Below are 19,975 nucleotides of genomic sequence, written 5' to 3' on the forward strand. Positions count from 1 at the left end.
TCGCACCAAGGAGGCCTGCACGGCGGCAAAAATCACCCGTTCGATGATGTACCCCTCGCGGTACTACTACTGCACCAAGTCGCTGGCGCCCAACGTGGGCCCCTGGCTCCTGTACTGGCGTGCACGATGATCGCCTTTCCCATGTCTGCAGGCAGTGTGGCGGGTGTCTACCGCTTCGGCTTCGGCCAGGGCACCGATGTTGCACGGACACTGCGCCGGACCCGTGAGGGCCGGCCCGTAACCTCACCGGTGCTCGCGCCCGCATGGAGACGCGCGCGTCCGTGGGCGGCGGGCTGATGCACCGTCTCGGCACAGACAACGGCGGAGGATGGCGCGCAGGTCGAGTCCCGGCGGGCGATCCACCCGTTGACGGGTCTGGCGGCGCCCGGCTTCTGCCGGCCCCGCCTGGACGTGCGTCCGTCTGCCGTCTACCCGATCGTCGACGATCGAGGGAACAGTGCGCGGACGGCGGCGCGGACACGGCCGCTCGCCTGCTCGGGTGTCGAGGTGTCGAACTTTCCGTCGAGGTGGAGGAAGGCGAGGCCATGGGCCAGCGCCCAGACCGCGTCCGCCAACGGCTCGGGGTCACGGTCGGGAAAGACGCCCCGTACCAGGTTGTGGAGATAGCCGGAGATGGCGGTGATCGCCGCGGCGCGCTCCTCGCTGGCCGGGTCGCACGGCTCGGCGAACATGACCTTGAACATCGCGGGCCGTTCGAGGGCGAAGCGAACGTAGGCGACCGCGATGTCGGCGAGGTCGTCGGGACTCTTGGGCGCGGGATGGGCTGCGGCCAGGTGCTCGGTGAGCTCGCGGTAGCCGTGTGCGGCGACCGCGGAGACGAGTGCGTCGCGGTCGGCGAAGTGCCGGTAGGGGGCCGTCGGCGACACGCCTGCCCGCCGTGCCACCGCCCGCAGCGACAACCCTGCGGCGCCGTCCTCCTCCAGGAGTTCCCGTGCGGCACGCACGCAGGCGGCGCGCAGATCGCCGTGGTGGTACGAGCTGCCGGGATGCGGCACGGGACGCTCCTTCCGATGTATGCGCTGCACACAATCGTACCGTGGCGAGATCAGCGGGCGCCGAGGGCCTTCAGCACCTTCAGCGCGCTGGTCAGCAGGTTCGCCCAGCCCTCGGGAGAGACGCGGCCGGGTGGTGAGAATCCCAGCAGGCGCTGGTGGGCCACGGTTTGAGGTTCGGTGTACTTGAGAAATCCGTCGGCACCGTGGCGACGGCCGAGCCCCGAGTCGCCCATGCCGCCCATGGGTGCGTCGATGCTGCCCCAGGCGGCGGCGAACGCTTCGTTGACGTTGACCGTCCCGGCGCGCACGCGGCCGGCGACCGCGCGGCCGCGTGTGGCGCTTCGAGACCAGACGCTGGCGTTCAGTCCGTACGGCGAGGCGTTGGCCCGCGCGATCGCCTCGGCGTCGTCGCGGACGGCGTAGATCGCGACGACCGGCCCGAAGGTCTCGTGCGCGTACAGCGCCATGTCCGGGGTGACGTCGGTGAGGATGGTCGGTTCGTAGAACAGCGGCCCCGCATCGGGTCGCGCCCGGCCGCCCGCCAGCAGCCTCGCGCCCTTGGCGACGGCGTCGTCGACGTGCGCGGTGACGGTGGCCAGCTGGGCGGGCGTGGTGAGGCTGCCCACGTCGATCGTGTAGTCGTAGGCGGCGCCTAGCTTGAGCCGCTTCGTCCGGGTGACGAACGCGTCGACGAACCGGTCGCGGATCGACTCGGCCACGTAGAGGCGTTCGGCGGAGACGCAGAGCTGGCCCGCCGAGGGGAAGCAGGCGGCGACGGCGCCGTCGGCGGCTCTGTCGATGTCGGCGTCGTCGAGGACGATCATCGCGTTCTTGCCGCCGAGCTCCAGGGACGAGCCGATGAGCCGTTGACCGGCGTCCCTGGCCAGGAGGCGCCCACTGGCGGTCGAGCCGGTGAACATCAGGTAGTCGGCGCCGTCCATGAGCGGCTCCCCGAGGGACCTCCCGCGTCCGACCACCATCTGCCACACCCCGCCCGGCAGACCGGCCTCTGTCATCAAGTCGAGCGCCCACAGCGCGGTGAGCGTGGTCTGGGTGTCAGGCTTCTGGACGACGGCGTTGCCGGCCATGAGTGCCGGGATGGCGTCCCCGGCGGCCATGCTCAACGGGTAGTTCCACGGCGAGATGATCGCGACGACGCCCTTGGGGTGGCGCAGCTCGGTGGTGTGGGTGAGCACGGGGATCGCGCCGCGGCGGCGGCGGGGCGCCAGGAGCTTGGCGGCGCTGCGTGCGTAGTAGCGGGCGGTGATCGCGGTGTCGGTCACTTCGAGGAACGCGTCGCGGCGGGTTTTGCCGCTTTCGGCCTGCATCAGGTCCAGCGCCTGGTCCTGGCGGGCCAGCACCAGGTCGTGGAAGCGCAGCAGAACGACCTTGCGTTCGGCGATCGGGGTGGCGGCCCACGCGGCCTGGGCGGCGCGCGCCCGGGTGAAGGCGTTCTCGACGTCGGCCGGCGTGGAGACCGGCAGGTCAGCGAGAGGAAGACCGGTGTAGGGGGCGTGGGTGGTGACCCGGTCGGCGTCCGGTGCGGCGGTGACCAGGCCGCTGAGCCGGTTGAGCAGGGCCGGTGTCAGGCGGGCGGGCAGGATCGCCCGTTCGGTGATCATGAAGGGTTGCCTGCCTTCCGGTTCGGCACGGAGAAGGGGACGGGCAGGTGCAGGGCGATCTGGCCTTCGGTGACGACGTCGAACTGGATGGTCCTGATCGGCCGCAGCGAGCGCAGATCGTCGGACAGGCGGCCCTGTCCGAGCTGCAGCTCGAGTCCGCGGGGCAGGCGGGCGCTTCCGGCGGAGAGCATGTTGGTCTGGCTGAGCGTGGAGTGCCAGGACTCCCCGATGCGCGTGTAGGAGGTGAGCGTGGAGACCTTGGCGCCGCTCGGGTACGCGCGTTGCGAGGGGGTGGCGGCGCTCAGCGCCAGGTCGGTTCCGCCGGTGTCGTTGGCGACGCGGGCGATCGTCCGGTGGGCGTCGATCTCGACGTCGAGGCCGGTGACCCACTTGGGAAAGCCGTAGCCGTCGTGCCCGCGCACCTGGGCGATCTCGGTGCTGACCGGCAGGGACAGCACGTAGGAGTCGAGGCTGTCGTTCTTGAGAGCGGCGAGCAGGTCCACAGAACCGAGCCGGCCGTGCCGGGCCGGCTGGACGGCGATGCCGACGGCGGCCTCGGTGTAGAAGTCGATGTCGCAGACGTCGTAGCGGAAGAACATGGCCGACACCAGGCCCACGCCGGGCGCGATCTCCAGGGGAGCCAGCTCGGCGGGCAGCCGGCCGCGGATCGCGCGGGACGGGGCCGGCATGGTGAGCCGCGCGGTCGAGACGCGGTAGTAGAAGTTCGGGGTCAGCGTGGGCCCGATGGGCGAATCCACCCGGGTCTTGGGCAGGCGCCGGAAGAAGTCGACGCTGCTGACCCGAGGGTCGCGGGCCACCTCGTCGAGATCGGTGTCCATCCGGTAGCGGTCGTACAGCCCGCCTTTCGGGACGGTGACCGTGCGGCTGCCGAGGGTGACCTCGACGGTATCGGGCTGTGCCGATGGCATTCGTGCCCTCCTCAATGTTTGCGATGCATACATCAAGGTACGCACAGCATGTAAGCACTGTCAACACTGGGCGGGGCGGTCCGTACGGCTGCCCCGGTTACTGCGGGTGCAGGGCCGCCTTCAAGGCGTCGACGGCGAGCTTGCGGGCGACGTTGGCGGCGCGCGTGTCGCGCAGGCTGTCCAGCAGCAGGAAGTCGTGCACCATGCCGGCCACTCGGACGGCGGTGACGTCCACGCCGGCCTCGCGCAGCTTGTTGGCGTACTGCTCGCCCTCGTCGCGCAGCACGTCGGCCTCGTCGGTGATCACCAGCGTGGTGGGCAGCCCGCGAAGCTGCTCCAGCGAGGCCTGAAGCGGGGAGGCGTACACCTCGGCACGCTGCGCCGGGTCGCTGGTGTAGGCGTCCCAGAACCACTTCATGCCGTCGCGGGTCAGGTAGTACCCCTCGGCGAACTGCACGTAGGACGGGGTGCCGAAGTCGGCGTTGGTCACCGGATAGAGCAGCACCTGGGCCTTGAGGTCGATGCCGCCGCGCTCCTTGTTCATCAGCGCGAACACCGCGGACATGCAGCCGCCGACCGACTCGCCGGTCACGGCGACGCGCGAGGTGTCCAGGCCGTGTTCCGCGCCGTGCTCCATGACCCACTGGCCCACGGCGTAGTTCTGCTCGACCTGGGTGGGGTACTTCGCCTCCGGCGCCCGGTCGTAGACCGGGAACACCCCTGCCGCGCCCGCGCCGACGGCCAACTCGCGAAACAGGCGGTCGTGGGTCTTGTCGTCGCCGAAGACCCAGCCGGCGCCGTGGATGTAGAACATCACCGGCAGCGGCCCGCCCGCGCCCCGGGGCCGGATGATGCGGACCCGGACCGTCCCCCACTGCCCGGTGTCCACCTCGACCCATTCCTCGTCCACCTCCGGGTGGGGCACGCCGGGGCCGCTCTGCAGGTCGAGCAGGATCTGGCGGCCCTGCTCCGGTGGGACCTCGTAGATGCGCGGGTGCGGGTCGGTCGCCTCGGCCAGCTCTTTCGCGGCAGGCTCCAGGTAAGGTGTGATCGGCGGCGGAATCGCGGTCATGTTCACTCCGTGTCACGAGCACAGGCATGCTCTGTCGTGCGGCTCGACGGGCCGCGCCTGGTGGACTCCCCCAGACATTTCTGGGCGGCGACGACTTACCTACCCAGAGTGACGAATCCTGAGTCCTGGGCCCGGAGGCGAGTGCTGACGCCAAGAGACGCCGGTCCCGCCCCGGACTTACTCGTTGACCAGCAGGATCTTGCCCACATGCTGGGAGTCGGCCATCAGCTGGTGGGCCCGGGTCGCCTCGGACAGGGGCAGGACCTCGTCGACGATCGGCCGGACCGCGCCGGACTCGATCATGGGCCACACGTGCTCGCGCAACGCCGCGACGATCTCGGCCTTCTGCTGTCCCGAGCGCGAGCGCAAGGTGGTGCCGAACACCGACTTGCGCTTGAAGACCAGCTCGACGAGGTTGAGCGTGCCCTCGAAGCCGCCCTGCATGCCGATGATGACGAGCCGTCCGTCGAGATCGAGCGAGCGCACGTTGCGCTCCAGGTAGTCCCCGCCGATGACGTCCAGGATGACGTCGTAGGGGCCGAAGTCCGCGAAGTCCTCGGTGCGGTAGTCGATCGTCACGTCGGCGCCGAGCTCGCGCACCCGCGCGGTCTTGGCGGCGCCGCTGACGGTGGTGACGACGCGCGCTCCCAGGGCCTTGGCGATCTGGATCGCCATCGTGCCGACCCCTCCCGCGCCGCCGTGCATCAGGAAGGTCTCGCCCTCGGCCAGTCGCGCGGTCATGACCACGTTCGACCACACCGTGGCCGCCGCCTCGGGCAGCGCCGCAGCCTCGACCAGGCCGACCCCCTCGGGCACGGGCATCAGTTGCTCGGCGGGGACGGCGACCTGCTGTGCGTACCCGCCGCCGGTCAGCAGCGCGCACACCTCCTGGCCCACCTGCCAGCCGCTCACCCCCTCGCCCAGGGCGCTGATCCGGCCCGACACCTCCAGCCCTGGGTACGGCGAGGCGCCCTCCGGCACGAGATACAGCCCCAGCCGCTGGGCGACGTCGGCTCCGTTCAGCGCGGTGGCGGCCACGTCGATGACCACCTCGCCCGGTGCGGGCGCCGGGTCGTCGACCTCGGTCCACTTCAGCACCTCGGGACCGCCCGGCTCCGTGATCGTGATCGCCTTCATGGTGTTCGTCTCCTGTCGATGAAGGGCCTGGCCTGCGGCGTTCCAAGCTGTCATGGAATGCCGGAGTAATGTTTACACTGCTTATATTACGTCAAAGTATGCACTGCAAACATGAGGTCCGGCAGGCACAGGTCAGCGCAACTCGCACACCGGGCGGCGGGCGAGCCGTTCGCGGAGGCCGATATAGAGGCTGCGATCTACCTCGATGTGCGGTAGCAGCGGAATCAAGCAGGACGGGATACGCCACTGCCTGGGCATACCCAGCTCGGGCCCGGCGACCGAAGCGGCGGAATCGCCGCCCGAGTGATCGCGGGCGGGCCTTCGTAGCGGTGTGAGACGGGGTTTCACCTGCTTGAGCATGTCGCCAGGTGGTTGGACCGCGAGGGTGACACGATCGCGTATGTACTGGTCCGCCGATCGTGGGGGAAGACATCCATGCATGCTCCGAATTCAGCGCCGGACGCGGCAACCGCGGGCGGGGCGGCTTCCCGGCAGGCGGTGCTTTTCACCGGAGCGCGGGTCTTCGACGGCCGTTCGGACGAGCTGACCGCGCCGACCAGCGTGCTGATCGCCGACGGGAAGATCGCCGCGATCGGCGGTCACTCCCGCGGAGGGGGCGAACACGGACTTGGCCTATCACGGGCTGTACGGCGCGTCGATGGCGAAGCTCTACCTGTCGCGCGGCTACACCACGATCCGGGACACCGGCGGCAACACCTTCTCGCTGAAGAAGGCGATCGACGCGGGGATCACCGACGGGCCCCGGATCTTCCCGTCCGGGCCGATCATCTCCCAGACCTCCGGGCACGGTGACTTCACCCCGGCGGCCGAACCGTCCCGCCTGGTGGGAGGGCATCGCGACCCCATGCAGAAGCTCGGGCATCTGCTGGTGGTCGATGGCGTTCCGGAGATGCTGCAGGCGGTGCGCTATGTGCTGGGGCGCGGCGCCTCCCAGATCAAGCTGGCCGTGAGCGGCGGCTGCGCCTCCGAGCGGGACCCGCTGGACATCGCCGAGTTCACCGCCGAGGAGATCGAGGCGGCGGTGAAGGTGGCCGGCGACTGGAACACCTATGTAGCCACCCACGTCTACAACCCCACCGGCATCCGCCGCGCCGTCGAAGCCGGCGTACGCACCATCGAGCACGCCAACCTGATAGACGCCAAGACGCTGGAGCTGATGAAGGACCACGGGACCTGGCTGAGCCCGCAAGTCAGCGTCTACGTCAACGACCCCCACGGCTTCGACCCGGCGCTGAAGAAGAAGTTCGCCCAGGCCCGTGAAGGGCTGGACGTGCTGTTCAAGCTGGTGAAGAAGACCGGGTTCGACCGCGTCGGCTTCGGATCGGACATCATCAGCGCGCCGGACACCCTCGCGAAGGTCAATGAGGAGTTCGTGAACCGGACCAAGTGGTTCAGCCCGGCCGAGATCCTGTGCCAGGCGACCGGCAACAACGGCCGGATGCTCGCGCTGGCCGGACCGCGCAACCCCTATCCCGGCGCCCTCGGGGTGATCGAGCCCGGCGCGCTGGCCGATGTGCTGCTCATCGACGGAGACCCGCTGGCCGACCCGTCCGTCCTCGCCGACCCTGAGCGGAACCTGGCGGTCATCGTGAAGGACGGGCAGGTGTTCAAGAACCTGCTCGATCCCGGTAAGTAGGCGTCCCGCCGCCCGCCGGAGGGACTGCCGGGGCGGGCCTGGGCCCCTGGCCTTTCCTGTCCCGGCGGCACACGTCCCGCTCCGGTGGCCCAGGCCGACGGACGCCGACGACACCACCGCTGGAACCGGTTCGCCGCGGATGGACCAGCTCAAAGACCTGCAGTCCCTGCGCGGCGTCGGGAGGTGAGGGAGGCCCCACCCCGCTCGGAGCCGCCCACGCCCAAGCGGATCGAGCGGCTAGCAGGTGCGGACAGCGGGTGCGGGAGGCAGTCTTGGCCACAGCTACGCGGAGGGCATCGGTGACCAGAGTCCGGTCGCGGTTCCCTCCTCGACGTGCTTGCGATAGATGACGACCTTGTCATGGATGATCTCTAGGCTGGCCGTCAGATCGGCGATCCTGTCCCGGACGGTTCTTTCGTGCTCCTCCAGGAGTGCGAGCCGCTCCGCCTCGTTGCCCGGACCAGACCGGACGAGCCGAGCGAACCTCTTCAGGGTGGCGATGGGCATGCCGGATTCTCGTAGCCGGTTACACAACAGGAGCCACTCCACGTCCGCCGGTTCGTAGACGCGCTGTCCTCCGGCCGTGCGCGGAATCGGACGGATGAAGAGTTCCTCACGTTCGAAGAACCGCAAGGCGTGCACGCCCAGGCCGGTCGCCTTGGCGACGTCTCCGATGGACAGGCCGTCCGCGTTCCTGCTCATGCCGCACCGCCATAGCTTGACCTAGATTGCACTCTAGATTTTAACGTCGAGCACATGACAATCACGCAACACAAGATCGGCTCGGGATACAACGCACGCAGCACGGCGGACGACGTCCTGGCCGGCATCGACCTGTCCGGCAAGAACGTCCTGATCACCGGCGGCTACTCGGGTCTTGGACTGGAGGCCACGCGCGCGCTGGCCCGTGCCGGGGCGCATGTCATCGTGCCCGCCCGCCGCCCTGCCGTGGCGGCACAGGCGCTGTGCGGCATTCCGCGAACGGAGGTGTGGGAACTCGACCTGGCGGACCCCGGCAGCATCCGGACGTTCAGTGACCGGCTCCTGGAGACCGGCCAGCGCCTCGACATCGTCATCGCCAACGCGGGTGTCATGGCCTACCCGAACACGCCCATCGGTCCGGGTTGGGAAGCGCACTTCGCCATCAACCACCTCGGGCACTACGCCCTGGTCAACCGCCTGCGTCCGGCCCTGGCCCCTACCGGGGCGCGAGTGGTGTCCGTCGCCTCGTCCGGGCACTTCTTGTCGGACATCCGCTGGGACGACCCGCACTTCCGCCGCGGCTACGACCACTGGCTTGCCTACGGGCAGTCCAAGACGGCCAACGCCTTGTTCGCCGTCCATCTCGACGCCCTCGGCGCAGCCAGTGGCATGCGTGCCTTGGCGGTGCACCCGGGCAGCATTCTTACTCCGCTGCAACGGCGTATCCCCCGCGAGCAGCAGGTCGCCCAGGGCTGGATCACCTCGGACGGCCGCCAGGCCGACGGCTTCAAGACCCCGGCGCAGGGTGCGGCGACGGCCGTGTGGGCGGCCACCTCGCCCCTGCTCGACGCGTACGGCGGCGCGTACTGCCAGGACTGCGACATTGCCGAGCCCGCGACCACCGAGGACATGCTCGTCGGCGGCGTCAAGCCGTGGGCGACCGATTCCGATTCCGCATCTCGGCTATGGGCCCTCTCCGGCGAACTCACCGGGCTGGATTGCTTCTCCTGACCCAGGGGTGAGGTCACGCGCCACACCTCGTGCGCCTGCCGGAGAGCAGGGTGTCTTGAGCATTACGCAGCCGAAGGGCTGGAGGCCGGTGCCGTGACCGGAGACGTTCGCCGGTGCCGCTGTCGATAGCGCAGGGGCGCCTCGCCCACCTCTCGCTTGAAGGCGGTGCTGAAGGCGCTCTCGGAGGTGTAGCCCAGCTGCGCGGCCAGTTCCCCGATCCGGACGTCGCCGTCGCGCAGCGCCCGCCGGGCCAGCAGCATCCGCCAGGAGCTGAGGTAGGTCAGTGGCGGGACACCGGCAACGGAGCGGAAGCGCACGGCGAACGACGTCCGCGACATCGCCGCCGCACGGGCCAGTTCCGCCAGCCCCCAGGGCCGGCCGGGTTCGCGGTGCATGAGGGTCAGCGCGGGGCGCAGGCTGTCGTCGGTCAGCGCCCGCAGCCACCCCGGCGGCAGTTCGGCCTGGTTCAGGTACGCCCGGAGCACCTCCAAGATCAGCAGCTGGGCGTGCTGGCGTACGGCGAAGGCCGCACCCATCCGCTCGGCCGTCACCTCTTCGACCAGCCGGTCGACGCACGCCCGCAGGGCGGGCGCGGCGGTGTGGCAGGAGCGAACGAGCGCCACCGGCGGCAGCGCCTGCGTCAGCAGCGCCGCGCCGGCCTGGTTCAGCTCGACGTGACCGCCGAGGATGACGTCGTCGGCGGCGAAGTCCGCACCGCCGACGCGCAGGGCGTAATCACCCGGCTCAGGCACGAACTCGACCGGCGGACCGTCACCGGTGCCGCCCTCGGCACGCATCCAGGAGCGGCCGGTCAGGACTGCGACGTCACCGGCCTCCATCTCGATCGGGGTCTCCAGCCCGTCGGCCGACAGCCGGCACCGGCCGTGCACCATCACCGTCAACTTCAGCGGGCTCGTGATCACCGACCGCGTGACCCATCGTCCCCCCACCGCGAACGCGCCGGAGACCTGGCCGCGCACCTCAAGGAGATCGAACACCTCCGACAACTGATCGACCACCACGCTCCGAACTATCGCGAAGGAAATCCGCACCGTCAAGCATTCATCGTTCGCCCGATCCCACCCATGCTGGAAGCGTGACCCACTCCTCGGAAATCCGGCAGCCACCCGGCTCCGGCTGCACCGCGACGGAAGGCGAAGGGCTCGCCGGGCCCTCCACCTGGGCAACGGGAACGATCCTCAAGGAGCACTCCATGGCACTCAACGACTCTGCGAAAGACCCGACGACATACGCTGCCGGCATCCCGGTGCCGGACCCCGAGCCCGTCTCCTCGTACCACCCCGTCCTGATCGATGTCCCAGGGCGCCCCGTTCCGCTGGCGGTTCGCGTGACGGCTCCGGCCGTCGGCAGTGACCTGCCGGTCATCGTCTTCTCGCACGGACACGGCCCGTCGACCTTCGTCCCCTCCTTCTACGGATACGGTCCGCTCGTGAACTTCTGGGCCGCGCACGGCTTCGTCGTGATCCAGCCCACGCACCTCGACGCCACGTTCCTCGGCCTGCGGGAGGCCGGCGATCCGGATGCGCCGCTGTACCTGAAGTCGCGCGCCGACGATCTTCGCCAGGTCGTGGACCACCTCGGCGAGATCGAACGCGCCGTTCCGGGACTCGCTGGGCGCCTGGACCCAGGCCGCATCGCCGCTGTCGGTCACTCGGCCGGAGGTCACACCGTCGGCCTGGTCTCGGGACAGACCATCGCCGACACCAGCGACGGGTCGACGGTCGGAGCCGTCGACGACCGCTTCAGCGCCCGCGTCATGATCGCCGCTCCCGGCTGCGGCGAAGACCTGAACGGTCCCGCGGCGCAGCTCTACACCGCACTCACCAGCACCGGGTTCGACGGCATGACGCCCAAGGCGCTCATCGTCGTCGGCGAGAAGGACTGGAACCCCTTCTTCTCCGACCGGCAGGACTGGCGCAGCGACCCCTACGTCGCGGCGCCCGGGCCGAAGACCCGGCTGGAGATCTTCGACGCCGAGCACGGGCTCGGCGGCATCTCCACCTTCGACGCGGTCGAGACCACCGACGAGAACCCCGACCGGGTTGCCGCCGTACGCGCGCTCATCTGGGCCTACGTGCGGAGCGAGCTCTACCCCGATGATCCGGCCTGGACGCGGGCCACCGCAGCGCTCGACGGCAGCACCACCCCGATCGGACGCGTCGAGTCCAAGTAGACCCCTGCGTACGCTGACGTGCTGTACCGCGGGCCTCGCTCAGCGGGCCAATCCCGGCCGCCGTCGTGCCCCAGCCGTCGAGCTGACGCTTCCGGGCGGCCGGGCTGTCTGTCAGTTGAGGCGGGTGATGCGGCCCAGCGCCGGGGGCTGGAGCGGGCTGTTCGCGCGGATGTGGGCCTCCAGCGCCTCGATGTCGCGTACCTTCTCGACCCGGTCGGTGCCCTCGGTGAGCACGCTGAACCCGTCGCCGCCCTCGGCGATGAAGGAGTTCGCGGTCACCCGGTACTTCTCGGCAGGGCTGATCGTCGTGCCGTTGAGCTTGATGGTCGCCGGGTCGATCTTGTCGCAGGCGGGCCTGGCGTTGTCGTAGGTGAAGGTGAGCCCCTGGGAGACGCCGAGGACGCGGGGCGTGCCCTGGCCGCACCACTGCTGCTCCAGGAAGCGCTCGACCTGCGCACCGGTCAGAGTCATCGTCACGAGCATGTTGCCGAACTGCTGGACGCGGATCGCCTCCCCGTGAGTGACCAGGTTGGCCACGTCGTTGCCCATGGCCGAGGCGTACAGGTCGCCGCCGATGCCGCCGCCGTACGGGGGCTGGACGGCGATCTGGGCGCCGCCGGTCTCCGGGGACGAGGTGGCGGCGAGACGGGCGTCGGCGAGGGCGTGCCCGATCGTGGACTCCCCGGCGGCGTTGCGGCTCGCGGTGAGGTCACGGTGGATCATGCCGATGGGCCGGTCCATCAGCCGGTGGGCCTGCTCGTCGGCCCGGCGGCGCAGCGCGGCGATCCGCGCGTCGGGCCGGATGTCGTGGGTGGTGGTGATGTTGTCGGCCTTCGCCGCGACCGGGTTGCCGGTGGCGCGGTCGACGGTGAGCTTGATCCGGGTGACCTCGCGGCCGAAGCCGGACGTCTGGGTGACGGGAATCCCGTTGATCACGCAGTTGTACGGGTTGTGCGTGTGGCCGGAGAACACGGCGTCGACCTCGGGGTCGAACTTGGCCACGATGTCCTTGACCGGCCCTGCCAGGTTGCCGCACGCGTTGGGCAGGCCGCCGCCGGTCTGGCCGCCGCCCTGGTGGAGCAGGACGACGACGGTGCGCACGCCCTTGGCCTTGAGTTCGCCGACGTAGGTGTTGACGGCTTCGGCCTCGTCGCGCCCTTCCAGCGGGGCGGTGGGGGAGGGAGCCTCGAACAGGGACCTCTTGTAGGTCACGCCGATGACGCCGACCTTGACGCCCTTCACCGTCTTGACGATGTAGGGGTCGAAGGCGGGCTTGCCGGTCGTGGTGTCGACGATGTTCGCCCCCAGGTAGGGGAAGGATGCGCCGGCGAAGCGGCCCAGCACGCAGCCGGTCGGGTGGCAGCCGCCGTTCTCCAGCCGGCGCAGCTCGGTCAGGCCGCGGTCGAACTCGTGGTTGCCGACGCTGGAGGCGTCCAGGCGCATGAGGGACAGCGCCTCGATGCCCGGCTCGTCGTGCATGACGGCGGAGGCGGGGCTGTTGATGATGTTGTCGCCTACCGCGAGCCGCAGCGTGCCGGTCGGGTTGTCGCGCTGGAGGCGGTCCAGGTGCGCCGCCAGGTATTCGGCTCCGCCGGCCTCGATCGGGCCGTCCGGCGTCATGGCGACGCTGGACGGCAGCGCCGAGTGGAAGTCGTTGATCCCGAGGAGCTGGATGTCGACCGTGTCGGTCGTGGCGGCGGTGGCGGCCTGGACGGGCAGCAGGGCTGTTCCGCCCAGCAGCAGCGTGGTGAGCAGGTTACGCATGTGCGTCCCTTCGGGGGGTGTCTGTCGCGGGGCGAGCGTAGCCACGCCTCCGCGAAAAAGTAAAGACTCCCGTAGATGGGTGTAGGTCAGGGGAATTATTAACACGACCATCCGTCCCGACCCAGCTCACTCTGGTGAACTATTGACATACAGAACATGGATGGAGCAAATTTCTCCCATGGCCGAGCCGGCAGAGAACTATTCCTCCATCCTCACCCGCATCCGTGGCGTCGAGCCCACGCTGACCGCCGCCCACCGGCGCATCGCCGAGATGATCCTCGCCGAGCCCGCCGCCGTGGCCGCGTCCACCATCACCGAGCTGGCCGAACGCTGCGCCACCTCGCTGACCACCATCACCCGGTTCTGCCGCGAGCTGGGGCTGGCCGGCTACCCCGAGCTCCGGCTGGCGCTCGCCGCCGAACAGGGCCGGACGAACGCCAATCCGCGCGATACGGCGCTCATCGCCTTCTCTCCCGACGACCCGGCGAGCGTGGTGCTGCGCAGCCTGCTGGCCAGCGACGTGCGCGCCATGGAGGAGACCGCGGCGCACCTGGACGTCACCGCCGTGGACCGGGCGGTCTCCGCTCTCGTGCGGGCCAGGTTCATCGACTTCTTCGCGGTCGCGGGCAGCGCCGGCGTCGCCATGGACCTGCACCTCAGGCTGCACGCCATCGGCCGGCCGTGCGCGTTGTGGACCGACGTGCACAACGCCGTCTGCAGCGCCAACGCGCGAGACCATCGCGACGTGGCAGTCGGCATCTCCCACTCCGGCACCACGGCCGAGGTCGTCGAGCCGCTGACCATCGCCAAGGAGCGCGGCGCCACCACCATCGCCGTCACCAACTTCCCCCGCAGCCCGCTCGGCGAGGTCGCCGACGTCGTCCTGACCACCGCGGCGCGCGACACCCCCTTCCGCGCCGGAGGAGTGGCCGCCCGCCACTCCCAGATGCTCGTCCTGGACTGCCTGTACATCGGCGTGGTCCAGCGCACCCACGAGACCAGTGACCAGTTGCTGACCGCCGCCACGGAGGCGGTGGCCAAGCACCGCCTGCCCCAACGCTGACCAGGAGCCTTCATGCGTCTGGCCCCCCTTGCCGCCGCCGTCCTGCTGTCGGTCGCCGCCTGCGCGCCCAGCTCGCCCTCGACCCCCGCCCAGTCCCAGGACAAGGTCACCCTGTCCGTCTGGGGATGGGGCCCGGAGGAGAACTTCGACAAGATGTTCGCGGCGTACGAGAAGCTCAACCCGGGCGTCGACGTCGACGCCCGCTCCTTCACCACCTCCACCGAGTACGACACGATCCTCGCCACAGGGCTGGCCGGCGACAGCGGCCCCGACCTGGCCTGGCTGCGGGCCGGCCCCAAGATTCAGCCGCTCGTCGAGGCGGGCCGGCTGCTGCCGCTGGAAACCGCCGACATCCCCGGCCTCAAGGACTACGACGAGGACGTGCTGCGCTCCGCCAAGGGCGACAAGGACGGCAAGGTCTACGGGGTCCCGTTCGCCGTACAGACCCTACAAGTGATCTACAACAAGAAGATCTTCGCGGACAACGGCCTCACCCCGCCGCAGACCTGGGCCGACATGATCGCGGCCGCCGAGAAGCTGAAGGCCAAGGACATCGTCCCGTTCGCGTTCGGCGGCAAGGACGACTGGATGCTGCCCATCGTGGCCGGCATCTTCGGCACCGCCAACTGGGGCGGCGACGCCTTCCTCGACGACGTCCGGGCCAAGAAGAAGAAGTTCACCGACCCCGCGTTCGTCGCGGGCATCGACCAGCTCAACAAGCTCCGGCCCTACTTCCCCGACCACATGACGGGCGTCTCCTACACCGACGCGCAGATTCTCTTCTCGTCCGGCAAGGCGGCCATGTTCCCCGGCGGCCTGTGGGAGCTGAACTTCTTCACCGAGAACGCCAAGGACATCGACCTGGGCGTGTTCACCCCGCCCGCGCCCGGCGGCGGACCCGGCCTGATGCCCGGCTTCACCGACGGCTCGTACGGCATCAACGCCAAGACCAAGCACAAGGCGGAGGCGTTGAAGTTCGCCGCCTGGCTCGCCTCCAAGGAGTACGGCCAGCTCTACACCGACACGTTGCGGGTCTTCTCCGCCGTGCCGGGCGTCACGCCCACCGACCCGCTGCTCAAGGAGGTGTCCACCACCTTCGACAAGCAGGGTGCCACGTACTTCATGAACGAGTTCGCGTACGGCAACCCGTCCTCGCAGACCGTCTTCTCCAAGGCGCTGCAGGAGATGCTGCTGGGCCGCATCACCGCCGAGGAAGCGGCCGGGCAGCTCGACCAGAGCGTGGCCACATGGCTGTGAGCACCACCCGGCGGGGATCGTCGCACCTGTTCCTGATCCCCGCCTTCCTGCTGTACACGCTCTTCGTCATCTATCCGCTGCTCACCGGGCTGAGCTACAGCGTCTTCACCTGGAAGGGCACGCTCCGCGACACCTTCGCCGGGTTCGCCAACTACGTGCACCTGCTCACCGGCTCGTTCCTCGACCAGCTCCTGCCCGCGCTCGGCCACAACTTCCTGCTGTTCGCCGGCACCATGCTCGTGCAGAACACGCTCGGGCTGGCCCTGGCCCTCGCGCTGTCGCGGGCACGGCGGGGCAAGCGCGTCCTGCAGACAATGTTCGCCCTGCCGTACCTGGTCAACCCGCTCGTCATCGGCTACCTCTGGACCCTGCTGCTGAGCCCGACGTTCGGGCCGGTCAACGCGCTGCTGCGCGGCGCCGGGCTGGACGGGCTGGCGATGCCCTGGCTGGGCGATCCCGCCACCGCCCTGCCGACCGTCATCGCGATCACCACCTGGCAGTGGGTCGGCTTCCCCATGCTGCTGTTCAGCGCCGCCCTCGGCGGCATCCCGCAGGAGTACGCCGAGGCGGCCACGACCGACGGGGCCAACGCGTGGCAGGTCTTCTGGCGCATCACGCTGCCGCTGCTGCGCCCCGCGATGGGCACCATCACGATCCTGAGCTTCATCGGCAGCATGAACACCTTCGCCCTGGTGTACGCGCTCGGCGGCTCCAACGGCGCGCCCGCGGGCGCCACCGACGTCCTGGGCCTGCTGTTCTACCGGGCGGCGTTCGCCTCGGGCGACGTCAACGCCATGGGCACCTCCTCCGCGCTGGCCGTCCTCATGTTCACCTTCATCTTCGGCTCGACCCTCCTGCTCGAACGCGTACTGAGGAGGAAGGCGTGAAAACCCTGTGGATCAAGCTGCTGCTGTGGGGTTACGCCGTCTTCTCCATGGCGCCCCTGGTCGTGATGCTGCTGAGCTCCTTCCGGCCGACCAGCGACATCTTCGACGACCCGATCGGGCTGCCCGCCGGGCCGGAGTTCGGCAACTACGTCAAGGCGTGGACCGAGGCGTCCTTCTCCACGTACGTCATCAACTCGCTGGTCGTCGTGGTGACGGCGGTGCTGCTCGGCGCCGCCGTGTCGCTGCTGGCCGCCTATCCGCTCGGCCGCAGGCGCTTCACCGGGCGCGGGCTGTTCACCGCCTACTTCATCTCCGGCATGACCCTGCCCGCGCACCTCGGCGTGCTGCCCCTGTTCTACCTGCTGGAGAGCATGGGGCTGATCGACTCGCTGCTCGGCCTGATCCTCGTCTACGCGGCCGGATCGGTCCCGTTCAACGTGTTCGTGCTGACCGCGTTCTTCCGGCAGCTTCCCGGCGAGCTCGACGAGGCCGCCTCGCTGGACGGGGCCGGGCCCCTGGCGACGTTCTGGCACGTGATGCTGCCCCTGGTGCGGCCCGCCATCGCGACCGTGATCGTCTTCCAGTTCGTACCCCTGTGGAATGACTTCTTCTACCCGCTCGTCCTGATGCGCGACGAGAGCAAGCTGACGCTGCCCGTCGGGCTCACCCACTTCTTCGGCGAGTTCCAGAACGACTGGGGGACGTTGTTCGCCGGGCTGGTGATGACGACGGTCCCCCTCGTCGTGCTCTTCGTCCTCGCCACCCGCCAGATCGTCGCCGGCCTCACCGCCGGCATGAACCGTTGAGGAGCACCCTGTGGACCTTGTGACAGCTTTCGCCGACGAGACGCGCGAACGCGTCGACGAACTTGTGGCGACCCAGTTGCCGGCCATCAGGCAGGCGGGCGCGCTGATCGCCGGCGCGGTGCGGGCAGGCGGGGTGGTCCACGCCTACGGCACCGGCCATTCCGAGGCCGCCGCGCTGGAGCTGGCCGGGCGCGCCGGCGGGCTGATCCCGGCCAACCGGCTCGCCCTGCGCGACCCCGTGGTGCTCGGCTCGGCCAAACCCGGCGACTTCGACCCGCTGGCCGAGCGCGATCCGGACACCGCCCACCAGGTGCTGGCCCTGCACACGATCGACCCCCGGGACGTCTTCGTGATTGCCTCCAACTCCGGCGGCAACGGCTCCACCGTGGAGATGGCGAAGCTGGTCAAGGAGCGCGCGCTGCCGCTCGTCGCGATCACGTCGATGGCGCACACGAGCGCGATCACCTCACGCCACCCGTCGGGCGAGAGGCTGTTCGAGCTGGCCGACGTCGTGATCGACAACCTCGCACCGTACGGCGACGCGGTCCTGCAGACCGAGCACGGCCCGGTGTGCGGCATCTCCTCGATCACCTCGGCGCTGGCCGTGCAGCTGATGGTCGCCGAGGCGATCGGCCTGCTGAGCGCGGCGGGGATGGTCCCGCCCACCTACCTGTCGGCCAACATCCCCGGCGCCGACGCGCACAACGACGCCCTTCAGGCCCGCTACGCCGGGCGCATCAGGATCGGTGCGCTGTGACGCTGACGATCGCGGCCTTCTGGCCACCACCCCCGCACGAGACCACCGTGGCGCGCTACCGGCAGATCGCCGACGCGGGCGTCGACCTGGTCATCACCGGAAACTACCTCAACGACGCGATCTCCATCCGGCACGCGCTGAACTGCGCCGACGAGGCGGGGCTCGGCGTACTGGTCGCCTCCGACCCGAGGATCGAGGTGCTCATGCGCGACCTCGACCCCGGCGAGGAGCAGACCAGGGCGCTGATCGGGCGGGTGATCGACGACTACCGGGACCACCGCTCGTTCCGCGGCCTCAGCCTGATGGACGAGCCGACGCCTGACCGGTTCGGACGCCTGGCGATCGGCGTGTCGGCCGTGCGGTCGCGCGGCTTCCTGCCGTACGTCAACCTCTTCCCGAGCCACGCCACCGGCCCGTACGACGAATACGTGAGCGGCTTCGTGTCGGCCGTCCGGCCCGCCCTGCTCTCCTTCGACCGCTACCCCTTCCTCTCCTCCGGCGACGACCCCGGCTACTTCGCCGATCTGGCCACGATCCGCGCCCACGCCGCCAAGGCCGAGGTGCCGGCCTGGATGTACGTCCAGACACTCGCCTACGACGGGCACCGCACGCCCACGGCCGCCGAGATCGCCTGGCAGGTCAACACCGCGCTGGCCTACGGCTACACCGGCATCCAGTACTTCACCTACTGGACGCCCGACCCCTCGCGAGGCGAAGGCTTCCGGCCGGCCCTGGTCGACGACGGGCGGCCCACCGAGCGCTACGCCGCGGTCCGCGAGCTGAACACCCGCTGGCTGCGACCGGTGGCGGAGGAGCTGGCGCGTCGGCCGTGGATCTCGGCCGGGCACACGGGCCCGCTCCCCGACGGCGCGCGCCCTCTCCGCGACGGTCTCGTCGCCTCGGGCGAGGTCGTCGCCGGCCGCTACGGCGAGCGGCACCTGTTCGTGTGCAACGCCCGCCACGACACCGCCACCACCGTCACGCTCGCCGCCCGGGCCTGCGCCTTCGACCCCGCCACCGGGTCCTACGACCCGTGCCCCGCCACCTTCACCCTCGACCCCGGCGCCGCCCGGCTGCTGCGGCGGGAATCCTGATGCTCTTCGCAGGCGTCGACGCGGGCGGCACCTCCACCCGCGTCGCCGTGCACACCGCGTCCGGCGCCAGAGTCGGGCACGGCACGGCCGACGGGGGCAACCCGGCCGCCCACGGGCCCGGCCCGGCAGGCGCGGCGATCGCGGCGGCCCTGCGCCAGGCGATCCACGCTCTCCCCGTCGCCGAGGTGACCGCGTCCGTGGCCGGGGTCGCCGGGGCCGACGACGCCTTCGCTCCCGTGCTCGACCGGATCTGGGCCGAGCACGGTCTGACCCACCGGCCCAGCCTGGTCAGCGACCTCACGGTCGCCTACGCCGCGGGCACACCCGCGCCGGCCGGCACGCTGCTGCTCGCGGGAACGGGGGCGGCCGCGGCCCGGTTCGCGAAGCGGGAGATCGACGGCGTGGCCGACGGGCTCGGGTGGCTGCTCGGGGACGAGGGCGGCGGCTTCTGGATCGGCCGGGCCGGGGTACGGGCCGCGGTCCGCGCCCTGGACGCCGGATCACCGCACGGCCCCCTCGCCGAGCTGGTCTCACAGCGGTTCGGCGCCTCCGGCCCGCCCCGGCGACGGGCCGACCACATCGTCCGAGCAGCGCAGGCGGACCGGATGGCGCTGGCGGCCAGCGCCCCACTGGTCGGGCAGGCGGCCGACCTGGGCGACCCCGACGCCCGCGCGATCGTCCACGAGGCCGCACGACGCCTGGTGGCCACGGCCCGCCGGGTACACCGCGCCGGACCGGTCGTGCTGGCGGGCGGAGTCCTGGCCAACGACGGCCCGGTCCGCAGAGCCGTCATGCGGTCACTGACCGGACCGGAGCCCGTACCGGCCATGGCGGAGGTGACCGGTCTGCGCACCGCCCGCGACGGGCCGGGCGCGGCGAGCTGGCTCGCCGCCCTCGAACACCTGGGAGACAGCCGGGCGCGGGCGGCACACCTGCGGTTCACCACCGCGGACGGATGACGGCTGGTCGCGGTGATCGTGGTCACCTGCCGCGTAGTCCTTCGACCG

19 protein-coding genes are annotated in these 19,975 nt (G+C 70.3%); 10 read left to right on the top strand and 9 right to left on the bottom strand.

From position 1 onward, the window contains the following. Positions 1-428 precede the first annotated feature (428 nt). The 6 genes from AB0G11_RS39745 to AB0G11_RS39770 form a co-directional block, all read right to left on the bottom strand. Positions 429-1,016 carry a TetR/AcrR family transcriptional regulator gene (locus AB0G11_RS39745; RefSeq protein WP_219503095.1) on the bottom strand — a complete coding sequence of 196 codons (588 nt, stop codon included), beginning with the start codon at positions 1,014-1,016 and terminating at the stop codon, positions 429-431. 50 nt (positions 1,017-1,066) lie between these two features. Next, positions 1,067-2,638, bottom strand: a complete 1,572-nt coding sequence (locus AB0G11_RS39750) for a succinic semialdehyde dehydrogenase (protein ID WP_357591825.1) — start codon at positions 2,636-2,638, stop codon at positions 1,067-1,069. Continuing rightward, on the bottom strand, positions 2,635-3,567 hold the full coding sequence (locus tag AB0G11_RS39755; RefSeq protein ID WP_357591827.1) for an acetoacetate decarboxylase family protein: 933 nt from the start codon (positions 3,565-3,567) through the stop codon (positions 2,635-2,637). The genes AB0G11_RS39750 and AB0G11_RS39755 overlap by 4 nt, the downstream gene beginning before the upstream one ends. Positions 3,568-3,664: 97 nt before the next feature. Next, positions 3,665-4,639 carry an alpha/beta hydrolase fold domain-containing protein gene (locus AB0G11_RS39760; RefSeq protein ID WP_357591829.1) on the bottom strand — a complete coding sequence of 325 codons (975 nt, stop codon included), beginning with the start codon at positions 4,637-4,639 and terminating at the stop codon, positions 3,665-3,667. 177 nt (positions 4,640-4,816) lie between these two features. Continuing rightward, on the bottom strand, positions 4,817-5,776 hold the full coding sequence (locus tag AB0G11_RS39765; protein WP_357591831.1) for an NAD(P)H-quinone oxidoreductase: 960 nt from the start codon (positions 5,774-5,776) through the stop codon (positions 4,817-4,819). A 132-nt stretch (positions 5,777-5,908) separates the two neighbouring features. Continuing rightward, positions 5,909-6,136, bottom strand: a complete 228-nt coding sequence (locus AB0G11_RS39770; protein ID WP_357591833.1) for a hypothetical protein — start codon at positions 6,134-6,136, stop codon at positions 5,909-5,911. Between the two features lie 298 nt (positions 6,137-6,434). On the opposite strand from AB0G11_RS39770, the gene AB0G11_RS39775 reads away from it, so the two are divergent. Next, positions 6,435-7,433 carry an amidohydrolase family protein gene (locus AB0G11_RS39775; RefSeq protein ID WP_357591835.1) on the top strand — a complete coding sequence of 333 codons (999 nt, stop codon included), beginning with the start codon at positions 6,435-6,437 and terminating at the stop codon, positions 7,431-7,433. A gap of 282 nt (positions 7,434-7,715) precedes the next feature. Here AB0G11_RS39775 and AB0G11_RS39780 read toward each other — a convergent pair whose 3' ends face one another. Next, positions 7,716-8,135 carry a MerR family transcriptional regulator gene (locus tag AB0G11_RS39780; protein ID WP_357591837.1) on the bottom strand — a complete coding sequence of 140 codons (420 nt, stop codon included), beginning with the start codon at positions 8,133-8,135 and terminating at the stop codon, positions 7,716-7,718. A 54-nt stretch (positions 8,136-8,189) separates the two neighbouring features. Between AB0G11_RS39780 and AB0G11_RS39785 the strand changes: the two genes are divergently transcribed. Then, positions 8,190-9,146 carry an SDR family NAD(P)-dependent oxidoreductase gene (locus tag AB0G11_RS39785; RefSeq protein ID WP_357591839.1) on the top strand — a complete coding sequence of 319 codons (957 nt, stop codon included), beginning with the start codon at positions 8,190-8,192 and terminating at the stop codon, positions 9,144-9,146. A 62-nt stretch (positions 9,147-9,208) separates the two neighbouring features. On the opposite strand, the gene AB0G11_RS39790 is transcribed toward AB0G11_RS39785, so the two are convergent. Continuing rightward, entirely contained in the window at positions 9,209-10,168 is a 960-nt protein-coding gene (locus tag AB0G11_RS39790; RefSeq protein WP_308125691.1) for an AraC family transcriptional regulator, read from the bottom strand. 191 nt (positions 10,169-10,359) lie between these two features. Here AB0G11_RS39790 and AB0G11_RS39795 point away from each other — a divergent pair, with 191 nt between their 5' ends. After that, positions 10,360-11,340, top strand: a complete 981-nt coding sequence (locus AB0G11_RS39795; RefSeq protein ID WP_357591841.1) for a chlorophyllase — start codon at positions 10,360-10,362, stop codon at positions 11,338-11,340. 111 nt (positions 11,341-11,451) lie between these two features. Here AB0G11_RS39795 and AB0G11_RS39800 read toward each other — a convergent pair whose 3' ends face one another. Continuing rightward, on the bottom strand, positions 11,452-13,104 hold the full coding sequence (locus tag AB0G11_RS39800) for a bifunctional metallophosphatase/5'-nucleotidase (RefSeq protein WP_357591843.1): 1,653 nt from the start codon (positions 13,102-13,104) through the stop codon (positions 11,452-11,454). Between the two features lie 178 nt (positions 13,105-13,282). Here AB0G11_RS39800 and AB0G11_RS39805 point away from each other — a divergent pair, with 178 nt between their 5' ends. Genes AB0G11_RS39805 through AB0G11_RS39835 form a run of 7 tightly spaced genes read left to right on the top strand, consistent with a single transcriptional unit; the run spans position 13,283 to position 19,927 of the window. Beyond that, positions 13,283-14,167: a MurR/RpiR family transcriptional regulator gene (locus tag AB0G11_RS39805; RefSeq protein ID WP_219503054.1), complete on the top strand. Its 885-nt coding sequence runs from the start codon at positions 13,283-13,285 to the stop codon at positions 14,165-14,167. 12 nt (positions 14,168-14,179) lie between these two features. Next, a complete protein-coding gene (locus tag AB0G11_RS39810) occupies positions 14,180-15,424 on the top strand; it encodes an extracellular solute-binding protein (RefSeq protein WP_357591844.1) in 1,245 nt (414 codons plus the stop codon). Continuing rightward, positions 15,415-16,311 carry a sugar ABC transporter permease gene (locus AB0G11_RS39815; RefSeq protein WP_219503038.1) on the top strand — a complete coding sequence of 299 codons (897 nt, stop codon included), beginning with the start codon at positions 15,415-15,417 and terminating at the stop codon, positions 16,309-16,311. The genes AB0G11_RS39810 and AB0G11_RS39815 overlap by 10 nt, the downstream gene beginning before the upstream one ends. After that, positions 16,308-17,117 (top strand): carbohydrate ABC transporter permease, encoded by an 810-nt coding sequence (locus AB0G11_RS39820; RefSeq protein WP_308125690.1) that lies wholly within the window; start codon positions 16,308-16,310, stop codon positions 17,115-17,117. The genes AB0G11_RS39815 and AB0G11_RS39820 overlap by 4 nt, the downstream gene beginning before the upstream one ends. Positions 17,118-17,127: 10 nt before the next feature. After that, complete coding sequence (locus AB0G11_RS39825) at positions 17,128-17,874, top strand: SIS domain-containing protein (RefSeq protein ID WP_219503036.1); 747 nt, start codon at positions 17,128-17,130, stop codon at positions 17,872-17,874. Further along, positions 17,871-18,968 carry a hypothetical protein gene (locus AB0G11_RS39830; protein WP_357591846.1) on the top strand — a complete coding sequence of 366 codons (1,098 nt, stop codon included), beginning with the start codon at positions 17,871-17,873 and terminating at the stop codon, positions 18,966-18,968. The genes AB0G11_RS39825 and AB0G11_RS39830 overlap by 4 nt, the downstream gene beginning before the upstream one ends. Continuing rightward, positions 18,968-19,927 (top strand): BadF/BadG/BcrA/BcrD ATPase family protein, encoded by a 960-nt coding sequence (locus AB0G11_RS39835; protein ID WP_219503032.1) that lies wholly within the window; start codon positions 18,968-18,970, stop codon positions 19,925-19,927. The genes AB0G11_RS39830 and AB0G11_RS39835 overlap by 1 nt, the downstream gene beginning before the upstream one ends. Positions 19,928-19,975 lie beyond the last annotated feature (48 nt).

This window comes from Nonomuraea sp. NPDC023979 (assembly GCF_040639085.1).
Lineage (GTDB): Bacteria > Actinomycetota > Actinomycetes > Streptosporangiales > Streptosporangiaceae > Nonomuraea > Nonomuraea ceibae.